The organism is Rothia gullae (genome assembly GCF_024294905.1).
In the GTDB taxonomy this organism is placed as follows: domain Bacteria; phylum Actinomycetota; class Actinomycetes; order Actinomycetales; family Micrococcaceae; genus Rothia.
This window is the reverse complement of record NZ_JANCOC010000011.1, coordinates 39,922-53,265: the sequence shown is the minus strand read 5'-3', so window position 1 is coordinate 53,265 and position 13,344 is coordinate 39,922. Positions and strand designations below refer to the sequence as shown.

The 13,344-nt window shown below is 60.3% G+C and carries 10 protein-coding genes; 8 read left to right on the top strand and 2 right to left on the bottom strand.

Going from position 1 to position 13,344, the window contains the following annotated elements; all coding sequences use genetic code 11:
- Nucleotide 1 precedes the first annotated feature (1 nt).
- Nucleotides 2–670: a hypothetical protein gene (locus tag NML54_RS07370; RefSeq protein ID WP_254757093.1), complete on the top strand. Its 669-nt coding sequence runs from the start codon at nt 2–4 to the stop codon at nt 668–670.
- 205 nt (nt 671–875) lie between these two features.
- The gene (locus tag NML54_RS07365) at nt 876–1,655 is read left to right on the top strand and encodes a hypothetical protein (RefSeq protein WP_254757091.1); all 780 of its coding nucleotides are present in this window, start codon (nt 876–878) and stop codon (nt 1,653–1,655) included.
- A gap of 91 nt (nt 1,656–1,746) precedes the next feature.
- On the opposite strand, the gene NML54_RS07360 is transcribed toward NML54_RS07365, so the two are convergent.
- Nucleotides 1,747–2,154, bottom strand: a complete 408-nt coding sequence (locus tag NML54_RS07360) for a hypothetical protein (RefSeq protein WP_254757089.1) — start codon at nt 2,152–2,154, stop codon at nt 1,747–1,749.
- 331 nt (nt 2,155–2,485) lie between these two features.
- Here NML54_RS07360 and NML54_RS07355 point away from each other — a divergent pair, with 331 nt between their 5' ends.
- The gene (locus tag NML54_RS07355) at nt 2,486–2,959 is read left to right on the top strand and encodes a DUF4190 domain-containing protein (protein ID WP_254757087.1); all 474 of its coding nucleotides are present in this window, start codon (nt 2,486–2,488) and stop codon (nt 2,957–2,959) included.
- Nucleotides 2,960–3,187: 228 nt separating this feature from the next.
- On the opposite strand, the gene NML54_RS07350 is transcribed toward NML54_RS07355, so the two are convergent.
- Nucleotides 3,188–6,148, bottom strand: a complete 2,961-nt coding sequence (locus tag NML54_RS07350; RefSeq protein WP_254757085.1) for a choice-of-anchor M domain-containing protein — start codon at nt 6,146–6,148, stop codon at nt 3,188–3,190.
- 275 nt (nt 6,149–6,423) lie between these two features.
- Between NML54_RS07350 and NML54_RS07345 the strand changes: the two genes are divergently transcribed.
- The 5 genes from NML54_RS07345 to NML54_RS07325 all read left to right on the top strand — a co-directional run bounded on the left by NML54_RS07345 (nt 6,424) and on the right by NML54_RS07325 (nt 13,319).
- Nucleotides 6,424–8,697 (top strand): TIGR03773 family transporter-associated surface protein, encoded by a 2,274-nt coding sequence (locus NML54_RS07345; RefSeq protein WP_254757083.1) that lies wholly within the window; start codon nt 6,424–6,426, stop codon nt 8,695–8,697.
- On the top strand, nt 8,684–10,435 hold the full coding sequence (locus NML54_RS07340; RefSeq protein WP_254757081.1) for an anchored repeat ABC transporter, substrate-binding protein: 1,752 nt from the start codon (nt 8,684–8,686) through the stop codon (nt 10,433–10,435). The genes NML54_RS07345 and NML54_RS07340 overlap by 14 nt, the downstream gene beginning before the upstream one ends.
- 93 nt (nt 10,436–10,528) lie before the next feature.
- Complete coding sequence (locus tag NML54_RS07335; protein ID WP_254757079.1) at nt 10,529–11,593, top strand: choice-of-anchor M domain-containing protein; 1,065 nt, start codon at nt 10,529–10,531, stop codon at nt 11,591–11,593.
- A complete protein-coding gene (locus tag NML54_RS07330; RefSeq protein WP_254757077.1) occupies nt 11,590–12,468 on the top strand; it encodes a metal ABC transporter ATP-binding protein in 879 nt (292 codons plus the stop codon). The genes NML54_RS07335 and NML54_RS07330 overlap by 4 nt, the downstream gene beginning before the upstream one ends.
- Nucleotides 12,465–13,319 (top strand): anchored repeat-type ABC transporter permease subunit, encoded by an 855-nt coding sequence (locus tag NML54_RS07325; RefSeq protein WP_254757075.1) that lies wholly within the window; start codon nt 12,465–12,467, stop codon nt 13,317–13,319. The genes NML54_RS07330 and NML54_RS07325 overlap by 4 nt, the downstream gene beginning before the upstream one ends.
- The last annotated feature ends 25 nt before the right edge of the window (nt 13,320–13,344 follow it).

Here is a 13,344-nt window from a genome sequence, read left to right as displayed (position 1 = left end):
TATGTTGAATAGATTTATATCTGCAACTGTAACTAATGGTTCAATTGGTTTGGTGCGACCTAAAGGTTATATTCCTTTGGGTCAGCGGCAGAAAAAGCCGCTTTTGGCTGTCCTGGTTGCAGATTCTTTTGTTGTGATAATCTGCATTTTATTTCCTCTAACTTTTCCGGCTGAACACCCATTGGACTATATTCCTGCATATATTTTCATGAATATTATTGGTTTATTCTTCTGGTTCTTAGCCATAAATTCTCATGTTTTCTATGTCCAGCAGAATGAAACCTCCGTGAAATGGCGGAACTGGCGGTTAAAGACCCGCGAGTTCGACTACAGTAGCATCACCAAAATAAACATGCAGGTCAACAACAGAGGTGGCTATCTTGTCATCAATAGTAGCCAAATGGGTAAACGCTGGCTGGGGGTCAGCCCTGTCCTCTTTGACATTACCTATATCTACCAGATGATTCTCTTCCGTGAGCGTTACGGTGTTTGGCCACCTAAATATATACCGGAACTTTTCGTAGAGTTCGGTGACTATGAGGAGATGGATACCCTTATCAAAATCCTCTGCTACGCCCGCAAGTATGAGATTGGCTCGCTTGTTGGTAGGGAAGGATACCTGCCGATTCCGGAGCATCTGCAGCGCATCCTTGATGCCTCATCTAAATAGTGTCATTCAGATGTAGCACCGCATAGAGAAAGCCCCTGGGCTGAGGATTGTCTCTCAGCCCAGGGGTCTTCTGTATATCTAGGGTCAGCCAAGAAACTCAGGTGGATACGGGTCCAATCCCACCCGTTGATGAATGGTCGCCTAGTCTTCACCCGAGCCTTGCGCCTAGTTAACTTTCTAGTCGATTAGCCCATAGAGCATCATATTGCTCTATATTTCTGCTTATCATAGCTTTTATCTGCATAGAGTATCCTTGGGGAAGGTACGCCACCTGCCGGTGGCGCGCTTCCGGATATTCACCAACCACACGAAACGAGAACCCGTCATGCGTAGTTTCCTGACTGTCTTCTGGGGTGCCGTCGCTTTACCTACAACAGTTGCGACATTCTACGTCATCATCAATTACGAGGTGCAGCGATGGAAAGATAAAAAGCGGCGGCGTGAGGGTATTTATATCCGACGAGCTAATCAGGCCGAAGCTCTCTTGATGATATTTACCCCCGCCTTCCCCTGTCTTTCGTTTGTAGCCCACATATACGGTCCTGAATCATTAGATATAGCGACTGAAATAGTGATTTTATTAGTATCGGCTATGTTCATTTCCTTTTTGCGTTATGTGCATGTCGCTTATGTGAAGCTTTCTCCTGAAGGTATCGAGCAGCGTGTCTGGTCAGCTAACCCAACGGTCTACCCGATAGGTGCGATTGATAGCGTTACCTATTACGAGACTGTGGATGTTGAAGACCAGGATATGGTGGGTTTTTATACGAAGTCGGGTAAGCAGATTGCTGCTTTTGGTCCGACGACTCATAAAAATTACCGGCTCTTGGCGATTGTGCGGTTTAGGATTGAGAACGAACGTTGGCCTGATATGGATAATCCGGATGATGTGGCTCAGGTGGACGCGCTTGATAAGAGGGGTATGACAATTTCTTATTTCAAAGGTTTAAAGGAAGTCACTGGCCTCGCCGACGTTGACATGTAGCACCCTATAGAGAAAGCCCCTGGGCTGAGATACCATCCTCTCAACCCAGGGGCTTTCTGTGTACCAGCGGCTACTCACCTGAGCACCACCGTTAGCGCGTGATAATCGCGAAGTCGCCACTGGACAGGTTCGTGAAATTACCAATCTGCGCGTTCAGGCGGCACTTAGACGTCACCGACAGTGCCGTCACCACCCGCTGATCCTCAGACACCAACACGTGCCCCGAACAACCATCCGAAAAACTAATCAACTGCGCATCCGGAGAAATCGCCTGAACCAGCGTCGAAAACTCACCCGTACGCGGCAAAACCATCAACGGATTCAACTCATCCGCACCACTGGGCCACACCGGAACCACCGTCACCGGCAAAACACTCTGATTCACCACACGAGAAGGAACCCGCAACTCAATCGACCGCAAACGCTGAATCGGGTACGCCGTCGAACGAACCTCCCTGTCAGAAATAGCCTTCGACGTCTCAGAATCAATACGGTTCACCCACTCCTTAAAAGCACGCGAATCCTTAAACTCAGCAGACACATTCGCCCGAACCTGCACCACACCATTAGCCGGGGTACTCCCCTTCCGAAGCCGAGAAAATCGGGCGGATACGGGCCCAATCCCACCTGCCGGTGAATGGTCGCCCAGCCTTCACCCGAGCCTTGCACCGAGTTAACTTTTTAGCCATCTAACCCATAGACCATCAAAGTACTCGACAATTCAACTTGTCAGAGCGTTCAAGCACATAGAGTATCCTTGGGAAAGGTACGCCACCTGCGGGTGGTGCGCCTCCGGATATTCACCAACCACATACGAAACGAGGGCTTTCATGTCTGAAAACACCCCGCAGCCGGTTGCACCGCAGCAGCCGCAGTTCACCCAGCAGGCACCCGCCGCACAGCCCGCATACGGCACGCCCGTCGAGGCACCGAAAAAGAAGAAGTGGGCGGCAGTAACCGCACTGGTTCTGGGCATTATTTCCGCCCTGACGGGCATCTTTGTCATTGGTTCGTTCCTGACCATCCCGACCATTATTTTCGCCGTAATCGCTCTGGTCATGGTCAAGAATGGCACCGGCAAGGGTAAGGGCATGGCGATTGCTGCTCTCGTGCTGGTTCTGGTGGCGTACCTTGCTACGTTTGCTTTCTTCCAGATTCGTTCCGCAAACCTCCAGAAGTCTGAGCAGCAGGCTCGCGAAGTTATCCAGAAGTGCGAGAACCACGAGCCTGGTTACTACATCACTGAGAAGGACGGTAAGCGTTACTGCAACGCTGGCGGCTGGGTCTACGAGATGGATAAGTAAACCGGTTTATTTGGTTCCATGATTAGCCGTCGCTGATGGAGGGGCGTTCGTTCACGCGGTAGCCGCCGTGCCTGCGAGCGCCCCTCAACCATATCTTTAGTGAGCACTACGCATCTGAATCGTCCAGATAACTTCTGGAGCACCGAATAGAGAAAGCCCCCGCGGCCGAGAGTCATCCTCTCAGCCGCGGGGGCTTTATCGTATCAGCGCATCCTCACGCGGCAAGCACTAGGAGGCGCGGCGGCGAGAACGCAGCACCATCGCAGTGCCGGCACCGAGCACCAGCGTACCGCCCAGAGCCACAGACACCGCACCGAAACCAGTACGCGCCAGGCCGCCCTGCTGGGAGCTCACGCCACCCGACGCGGCAGACACACCGGACTGACCCAAAGAGCCGCCAGCAGAACCACCAGCCGAACCCCCAGAGGAGCCCTGCGCGTTCACGTTACCGGTAGCACCGGAAGCACCAGCCTGACCGGACTGACCACCCTGTGCGGCACCAGACTGTGCGGAGCCGGGCTGGTTAGCACCAGCGGTACCGCCCGGGGTTGCCGAATCCACACGGCGCACACCACTGAAGTCGTCCGCAGCCGCGTTCGGGTCCATCGGCACGGCAGTCTCAAACGAGCACGCATCCGACGCCTTCTTACCCACAGCAACCGCAAGCTGCTGCACCGGACTGCTCACCTCAGTACCATCAGCCAGGGTCGCAGAATAGTGCACATCGAACATGTACTGGCCGGGCTCAGAGAACACCCAGTTCGCGTGCGCGTGCGTCGCGTAATCGATGTCGATTGTGGTCTTGCCGGTCGTCGAATCCAGCAGCACATCCGCACCGTTCAGCGACTCAGTGAACATGCCGAAACGCGCACCCTCAGGCATAACCTTCGGCACCACGTGCAGGCGCACGGGGCCGCGCAACTGCGAGTAGTCGATGTCCTGCGTGTTGTAGCCGGGCCAGGGCAGGCCGCTCTGCTGGGTCTGCGGCAGGCCATAGAAGGCGGTGCCGACCGGGCCCATGAAGTTCAGCTTCTCGTCAGCCATGCGTTCGGTGCGTACACGGCGGGCGTTCTCGCTGATGGTCCACACGACCGAATCGAGCGGGCGCACCGTCGAATCAGCGTCAATGATGCCGCTGTCGTCACGCAGACCCACGGACAGCTGGCGGTCCTTCAGGGTCGCCTGGATGTCCAGGTGGCCGTGCGAAATCTTGGCGCGGCCGTCAATCTGGCCGGGCACGCACTGGTGACCCGGGGTTCCGGGGGTGGACGGCTGCGCAGACGGTGCCGAGCTAGTCGGAGCAGGTGCACTCGGGGTCGGGTTCGCGGGCGCAGGGCTAGACGGTGCCGGAGTGGAGGGTGCCGGAGCAGGTACGCTCGGCTCTGCGGAGGCGGTCGGCACCGCAGGCACGGTCGGAACCTCGCTGGGGGACACCGACGGAACGGTGCTGGGCTCAGCGGTCGGAGCCTCACTCGGCTTAGCAGAAGGCTCAGCAGAGGGCGCGGCGGTAGGCTCAGCGCTCGGCGACGGATCCACCGGAGCAGGCTTCGACGCATCGTTAATGGGTGCGCTATCGGGAGCCAAAGCACCGTGCGCAGTGTACTTGGTGCCCGGCTCGTACTTCGCCGCAACCTCAGTGGTGGAGGCGGAAGCATTCATATCCGGGTGGGTCAGCATCTTCACGCGCAGCGCCGTGCCCTTGTAGAACGACTCGTCACGGAAGGTAAAGCGTGCCACACCATCCTGAACGGAGCCTTCCAGGTCGAGGTACGGGTAGACCGGGTCGTCCTGGGCGTAGAAGCCGCCGCGCAGGAAGCCGCGCACCTTCGGGTCCTTGAAGCGGACCTCAACGGTGCTGAAGCCGTTGCCGTTCGGGGTGACGGTCACGTCGTAGTCCATGCTGGTCGGCGTGTACTGCTGGGTGCTGAGTACGGTGTTCGCCTGATCTGGGATTTCTTCGGGCCAGGAGCCGTTACCGTCATCGCTGTACACGCTCTCAGCCTTGCCGGGTTCGTAGGTGAGCTTGTGCGAGATCCAGCGGGACGCCTCCGCACTGTTTGCGTCGGAGGTGTCGGGGGTGAAGACAGCCTGCAGCTGGGAACCCTCGCTACCGAGCATTTCAGACCAGGTGGCGGTACCGTTCACGACCGGCAGGTCGGTCAGGAAGTAGCCGTTGTTGTACAGGGTCAAGGTGCCCTTGAGGTTCTTGTTCGCGGCGGTGAAGGTGATATCGCTGAGTTTGTCGTCAGCATCCTTATTCTTTGCCGGGTCGGCATCCAGGCGGTGCGGTGCCACGGACAGCACGTACTTTGCGGCATCCAGGTCACCGACGGGTGCCGCGTTGTAGCGATCAACAGTGGGCACGGCGGTGGGGGTGCCGTCACCGAGCACGGGCTGCATGCCGCCAACCTGCCAGACCAGCTTCGACGGCTTGGAGCTAATGATGCGGCCGTCAGTGGAGCGCGCCACGGTGCGGTAGGTGACCACGTAGCGGCCGGGGCGGGTGAAGGTCGTGGTGTTGTGGGTATGGCTACCCTTGTCGAGCAGCCAGGAGTGCCAGCCGGTGGAGCTGCTGGAGAGCATGCGGTACACGTCGGCGGGGGCGTCGTCCGGATTGTAGCGGAAGAGCTCCATGCGGCCGGGGCCTTCAACGGAGAGAATGTCGGTAGCGAACACGCCGTCACGGAAACGCTCAGTGGGTACCTTCGTGGATGCGCCCAGGCCAGCCCAGATGGGGTCCTGGTTGCCGTAGGTCAGGTGCGGTGCCATGTAGAGGGTCTGGCCGGGTTCGCCGAGGAATGCCAGGGAGGGCGAGTCGCCCAGGGTCATGGTGTACTGCGACTTGCCGTCACGGCCGCTGTAGCCCTTGCCGACCCAGTTGACGGTCTTGTCCAGTTCGTAGGTGTCTGCGCCGGTCTTGTAGGGGTTCGCCTCGTTCATGAGGACGAAGGTGCCGTTCTGCTCGTCCCAGTATGCCTTGGGGGCGTCAACGTGGCCCTTGGTGGTGACGATTTTGCCGTCGTCGGGGCCTGCTACGGCGGGCAGGGAGGGGGCAGCGCCGGCGAGCGCGAGCAGCGCTGCGGCGGAGAGGAATGCGGCTGCACGGCGAAGGGCGGGCTTACCGCCGGGGATGAAGAGTGCGGGGGTGTGTGTGGTGACCCGTCGTTGGGTCTGTTTCCGAGAGTTCATGACAACCTTTCTCATTTTTTCTATTTCTTAGAGTAGCTCTTTTGCAAATAATTGTCATTTAGAGCATAACTGAGTATAGTGATTCTCAGAAACACGTGTGCGCCGAGGTCCGCCCAAAAACGCACACCGCATACATCCACAAAGAGAAAAACACGGCAGAGCGCACCCCGGACGCAGGGGAGAAAACGGCAACAGGCCGCCGGACCCAGCACCGGGTAAGCCCCGAAAACATCGGGCAACGCGCTAGCCAACGAGCAGTCATCCAAGGAGCCACCATGCAAGGACGCACCAAACCCCTGAGCCTACTCAGCGCAACCACCCTCGGATGCACGCTCGCACTCGGGGCACCCCTCGCCCTCCCCCAGGTCGGCACCTTCACCGCCGCACAGGCGCAGGAAAACCAGACCGGCACCCAGGCAGGCACCGAGTCGCGCGGTTACGTCAACTACGAAGGTGACTATGTCATCGCGGGCGTACACACCGAAATGCTCAACGCCTTCCTCGACGGCAACCAGTTTACCCTCGGCACCCTCGCAGACACCGCCCCCGGCAAGCAGGGACGATTCAACCCCGCCCGCACCGTCTTCCACCTGCCCGACGTCGAGGATGCACACACCAACGTCGTAGCAGGCTACGACTACATTGCCCCCGAAGGCACCGACATCTTCTACATTCCCTCCACCCGCACCCGCGGCCTGCTCTACCCCGGTCTCGGTGCGGAAGGAATCCGCCCCGGCGCGCTCAAGAACAACACCATCAACCTTGAACTCGTGCGCAGCAGCGTACCCGAAGGCGGCCGTGCCGAAGTCTTCACCGAATCCGGCCGCGACAACCCGCGCGTCTTCAGCACCAACGACCAGCTCGCACCGCACACCATCACCGCTGGCGGCCACGAGCACCTCAGTTGGGCATTCACCCGCGCAGGCATCTACCAGCTGACGTTCCGCGCCACCGCAACCCTTGCCGACGGCACCCCGGTCAGCTCCGAGGCGACCTACACCATCGCCGTGGGCACTAACGCTGAGGACGGCTTCAAGCTCCTGAACGAGCAGAATGCCGCAAAGGAAGCAACCAAGGACGCCACGAGCGAGGCAAGCACCACCGCCACCGAGAGCGCCACCAGCAGCCCCAGTGCATCTACCTCCGCAAGTGCTGAGGCGAGCGCTTCTGCACAGGCGAGCGCATCCACCGGTATTCGCCGCGTGGATGGATCCGTGAACGGTCAGAACGCCGCGCAGGTGACCGACCCGAACGGCGCAAAGGCGGCAGCGAATGGTGAGCAGGCATCCCAGGGCGGATCCGGTGTAACCGCTATTATCGGCACCAACAACACCAATAACGGCTCTGCCAAGGGTGAAAACAAGGACGGCAATGCCACCAGCGCGAAGGGATCCAGTGTGAAGGGCTCCAACGCCCAGAACATCAGCGCACCCAGCAACGGCGGCGGCATTACCGGCAACGGTGTGCTGTCCTCCGGCCTGCCCGGCAGCATGAACCAGCAGTGCATCCCCACCGAGGTTCCCGCCGAAGATGCCAAGGACAGCAAGGACGCTCAGAAGGACAACAAGCAGAGCAACCAGGCAGCCCAGGCACCGACCAGCATCCCCACCCTCGCCGTGGTCAACACCGCCGAGCACAGCGGCCGTGAAGAAGTCACCCACGGCCACTTCGACGTAGGCCCGATCCTCAACGGCGGCAACCTCACCAGTAGCGTGAAGGACGACCGCACCAGCCCCGCCCGCCACGTCTCCCCCGGCGCTCTCGAGTTCGTACTCAACGACGCCGCGAAGATCAACTTGCCCGCAGGCATGGAGAACATCGCCCCGGCAGGCACCCCCGTGCACATGATCGGTGCAACCCAGCAGCAGGGCGTGCCCTGGCTCGGCTGGAGCACCCAGGACCCCGAACTGCTTAAGCAGCTCGACGGCCCCGTCACCATGAGTCTCAACGGTTTTGAGGGCCCCGGCACGATGTTCACCTTCCTCTCCGGCAACTTCGGTTCCGCCGGTCAGCAGGTCTTCAATTCGCGTAGCGGCGGCTCCTTCCAGGTGCCCGCAAACACCCACCAGCACAGCAACTGGGTGTTCACCGCTGAGGGTCGCTACACCGTGACCATCGGCTGGACGGCACGCCTGAAAAATGGCCAGCAGGTCAGTAGCGAATCGGTTCTGCACTTCACCGTCGGCAACCCCGATAACGCCCCGGCAAGCAACAACGTGCAGGGTGGGGCAGAAGCCAAGCAGGACGGCGGCGGGAAGAGCACTGCAAAGAACCCCGTCAACGGCACCGTCGACGAAGCCACCGGCATCGTCACCAAACCCGACGGATCCAAGGTGCGCATCGTCGGTAAGACCGCCTCCGGTGAGGATTGCGCCCTGACCAGTCAGGAACTCGCCAACGCCCAGAAGGCAGCCGCGGCAGGTAAGTTGCCGAACACCGGTGTGGTTATCGACCCGTTCGTGGTCAGCACCTCCATTCTGGCGTTGGCACTCGGTGCCATGATTCTGCGTTCGGCACGTCGAAAGGGCCGCAGCGGTGACACCGCATAGCGGGCATACCGGCAACCGCGCACACGCTTATAGTCGGCGAACTGCCCTCACCCTCGCCTCCCGTATCGTGGTGGGTGCGGGGGTGGGGGCTGGTGCCTTCGCCTTGAGCGGATGCGCCAGCACCGTGAACGCCTCCTCCGACCGGATGCGCGTGGTCGCCACGACCCCAATCCTGGCGGACTTGGCGCAGCAGATTGCCGGCGACCGCGCCAGCGTGCACTCCCTGGTGCCTGCCGGTGCTGATCCGCACTCGTATGAGCCTAGCCTGCGCGATATCCGCGATGTCGCCTACGCCCGCTGCGCTCTGACGAACGGTCTGCTTCTGGAGCAGCGTAAGCTCAGCAAAATGGTTGAGGCGAACCTGCCCGCAGGTGTTGTGTCCGTGGCGGTTGCAGAGAAGATTGAGCAGTACGGCGGCAAGCTGGAAGCCATTGTTGAGGATGCCTCCCTGGACTCCATCTGGCTGGGTTTGCGCGTTGAAGAGGGCGGGCAGAATGAGTCCGCCCCCGTTGACTCTTCGGATGCAGGCATGCGCTTTGAAGTGCAGAGCGTGCGGGCGCGCACCTCTACCGATTCGTCGAATGCGCAGTTGGCGGCGTTCATTACGCAGACCTTCGGCGCGGTGGAGATGCTGTGCGATTCGCATGCGCGCGGCGTGAACCTCACCCGTGAGGGGGACACCGCGATCCGTACCGGCGATATGGGTTCGCTGGAGCTTCCGTTGCAGGCGCATACGCACCTATCGTGGGCGTTTAGTGATGCCGGCGAGTACGCCATCGAGCTGAGCGCCACAGCGGTCAATGCGCCGGAGTCGGTGCGTTCTTCGCGCGGCACCCTGTACTGCGCGGTCGGTCGTGACCCGCAACAGCTGGTGGACCGTCTGGCGAAGGAACAGAACGTTTCAGCCTCAGACATCAAGGTTCTTTCCGCAGGTCACGCCGATATTACGGCACGCACCGGCGACGGCAGGCTCGTGCTTCGCGCGGATTCCTCCCAGGGCGCCGTAGAGTACGAACTGAACCGCACCGTGGTCGCGGTTCCCTCCCGCACTCTGCAGGAGGTGCCCGCCGGCGGCAGCTACCGTTTCCTGCGTTCGGGTGCTTCGGAGCATCGCGGTCAAGTGTATCTGCTGGCGCAGGCCGTTCTGGGCAAGCACGTGCACGGCGAAATCGACCCGCACATTTGGCATTCGGTGCCGAACACGAAAGCAAGCGTGCAGGTCATCCGTGACGCACTCACCTCCGCCGACCCGGGGGGTGCGAGCGAGTACGCGACCCGCACCGAGCAGGTCATGAAGGAGCTTGACTCCCTGGACGCTCAGCTGCGTCAGGTCTACGGAGGCCTGCCGGAGTCGGCACGCAACCTGGTCACCACGCACGACGGCTACCGCTACCTGGCGAGCACCTACGGGTTGCACATTGCCGGTTTTGTGAGTGCCAGCGCCAGCGGCGAGCCGAGCATTCAGCAGCGTCAGCGTCTGCGTCGCACGGTCGAGGATTTGAAGGTTCCAGCGATTTATCTGGATAAGTCCACGGCGATGCGTTCACCAGTTCTGACGGAGCTGGCTCGGGAGGCTCAGGTGCGTACCGGGGTGCTCTATTCGGATACCCTGGATGCGCAGGCTCCTCACTACGCGCAGATGATGCTGGCGAATGCTCACACGATTGCGCTGTGCTCGGGGGCTAGTTCTGGCGGCGATTCTTCGGATGCTAGCTGCTCGGAGGCAAGCACTTCATAACCCGGTTTTAGGCTCCCCACAAGTTCATATAGCCGCATCAGCATATAGATAATCTTTCACACACCGTTTCGGTCAGGATCCAAGGAAGTCCTCATGATGAACCCAACCACCCCCTCCCGCTCCTCACGTAGCCGCGCGCTGCCCGCCCTGGCTCTGGGCGTCAGCCTCATGCTCGCACCCCAGGGTGTAGCACACGCGGAGACCACCCCGGCAACCACTGAGAGCGCATCGGCTCAGCCGAGCGACAGCAACCTCAGCCGCGGCGAGCGTGCCCTCACCCAGACCCTGTCTGCGGAGCAGCCGGTCGCATCCGGCCGCACCGAAATTTCTGCCGGTCACGTGGATATGGGCCCTCGTTTCAACAACGGCAAGTTTGAGCTCATGCTCCACGACGACCACCGCGAAACCCCCGTATGGCGCAGCATGGACGAGGTCATCTACCGCGGTAGCGATCAGGCGATCCTTGAGGTGCCGAACGACCCGCGCTACTCCTTCGTGGGTGCGCCCGCCGGCTCTAAGGTGTACGTGATTCCGCAGACCGAAGCTAAGGGCGTGATCTGGCCGGGTTGGACCACTCAGGATCCGTATCTGGTGTCCAAGCTGAACCGCGGCGTGAACCTGACCCTGGAGCAGGTGAGCGGCCCCGGCACGTTCAGCCTGTACCTGGAGAACGGCAACTTCTCGGCACCGCAGGTGCTGTGGTCCTCGACCAAGAGTGAGCCGCAGAAGCTATGGGTGGAGAAGAACACTCACACCCACGCGAACTGGGTGTTCACCGCCCCCGGAGAGTACCTGCTGAAGGTCACCGCAAGCGCTGAGCTGTCTGACGGTTCGACCGTGTCTGATACTCGCTACCTGAAGTTTGCGGTGGGTGATTCTGCGAGCGCTGATGCCCTGTACGCGATGGAGGCGCAGGCCCGCGGTTCCTCGGGTTCTGCATCCTCGGGTTCGGCTTCTTCTACTTCTCAGGCGTCCGGTTCTTCTTCTGCCGCCGCAGCGAGTGACCAGAGCGGTTACAAGGCAGAGTTCACTATCCCCTGGGGTGCTATTGCCGCAGGCGTGGCAGCCGTGATTGCCGTGGGCGCGTTCCTTTCGTTCCGTCGCCGCTCCTCCGCACAGCGTGAGGCTCTGGATGAAGTGCGCGGTGACCGTTCGTGAGCGCATCGGTAACAGCGGGTACTGAACCTGTTCTTGAAATTTCGAACCTGTACGCCGGCTACGCGCGCCGTTCCATCCTCAAGGATCTGTCCCTGACCCTGGAGCGCGGCGAGTTTGCGGGTCTGATTGGTGCTAATGGTGCCGGTAAGACCACGCTGCTGCGCACCATTTTGGGTCTGATTCGCCCGGCGTCCGGTCAGGTTCGGGTGCTGGGTGAGTCGCCGCGTGTGGCCCGTGCGCATATTGGTTATGTGCCGCAGAAGCACCAGTTTCAGTGGGATTTTCCGCTGACCATTAAGGATACGGTGATGACCGGTCGCGTGCGTGAGATTGGGTTCTTCCGCCGCCCGGCGAAGAAGGATTGGGTGCAGGTTTTTTCGGCAATGGAACGCACCGATGTTCTGCACCTGCAGGATGCTTCCATTGCGGAGCTTTCCGGTGGTCAGCGTCAGAGGGTTCTTTTGGCGCGCGCTTTGGCGGCGAACCCCTCCCTGCTGCTGTTGGATGAGCCGTTTACGGGTGTAGACGCGCCGACCCAGACCACCCTGACTCGCCTGTACCGTGAGTTGGCTGGTGAGGGTATCACGATTCTGATGTCTACGCACGACATGCTGGCGGCGCGTGAGTCCTGCTCGCGTCTGTGCGGTGTGCGCGGCAATATTCACCTGGATGGTCCGGCGGACTCCTTTAGCTTGGATCAGCTGCATACGTGGTTGCACGGTCACGATATTGAGGAGGCGCAGGGCCACGCCCGCACGGGCTTCATTTGTGCCGGTGGTGCGTTAGATGAGTACGGCCACGAGCTGCCGGATTCCTGCGCTTCTGACTCTTCTCTCTCCCCCACCCATACTGCTTCTACCGGGGGTGCCCGTTGATTACTCCTATCGATTTTCTTGCCGACCTGTTCAACCCGTCTCTGGCGTTCCTTCCGCGCGCCCTGGCGGCGGTGCTGCTCGCGTCGGTGGTTACCGGTGTGGTGGGCTGCCACGTGCTGATGCGCGGCATGGTCTTCATTGGCGATGCGGTAGCGCACTCGGTGTTTCCGGGTCTTGCGGTGGCGTTCGTGCTGGGCGGCAACCTGGTCATGGGCGGTCTAACTGCGGGCGTGATGACGGCTATTCTGGTGGCTATTTTTAGCCAGAATCAGCGGCTACGCGAGGATTCTGTGATTGGTATTTTCTTCGCGGCGTCTTTTGCGTTGGGTATTGTGATTATTTCGTTGGCTCCGGGCTATTCGGGGTCGGTGCAGGATTTCTTGTTCGGCTCGATCGTGGGTGTTTCGAATGAGGACATTACCCAGGCCGCGATTATGGGTGCCGTTATTCTGCTGGTGTTGTGGCTGTTCCACCGCCAGATTGTGACGGTCAGCCTGGACCGTGAGAGTGCCCGCGCGATGGGCCTGCCGGTGCTTGCCCTGGACATTGTGCTGTACGTTCTGGTGACCATTTCTGTGGTGATGGGTTTGCAGACGCTCGGTAATGTGCTGGTGTTGGCGCTTCTGGTGATTCCGGCGTCGGCTGCCCGCCTGGCGTGCCGCCGTCTGGGGTCGATGATGGTGTTCTCGCCGGTGTTTGGCGGTATCTGTTCGATTGTTGGCTTGTACCTGTCGTGGGCGTTTAACCTGCCGACCGGTGGCACGATTGTGCTGTCGATGGTGGCGGCTTTTGTGCTGGTGTGGGCGGTGACGGCGGTTCGTTCGCGAGCGCGTGCCCAGCTGAAGAATTAAACCCAGCTCAACCCGGGTTCAATAC

Coding starts and splice junctions, on each gene's coding strand:
- NML54_RS07350 (WP_254757085.1), bottom strand. CDS start 6,148: ATGAACTCTCGGAAACAGACCCAACGACGGGTCACCACACACACCCCC.
- NML54_RS07355 (WP_254757087.1), top strand. CDS start 2,486: ATGTCTGAAAACACCCCGCAGCCGGTTGCACCGCAGCAGCCGCAGTTC.
- NML54_RS07335 (WP_254757079.1), top strand. CDS start 10,529: ATGATGAACCCAACCACCCCCTCCCGCTCCTCACGTAGCCGCGCGCTG.
- NML54_RS07345 (WP_254757083.1), top strand. CDS start 6,424: ATGCAAGGACGCACCAAACCCCTGAGCCTACTCAGCGCAACCACCCTC.
- NML54_RS07370 (WP_254757093.1), top strand. CDS start 2: ATGTTGAATAGATTTATATCTGCAACTGTAACTAATGGTTCAATTGGT.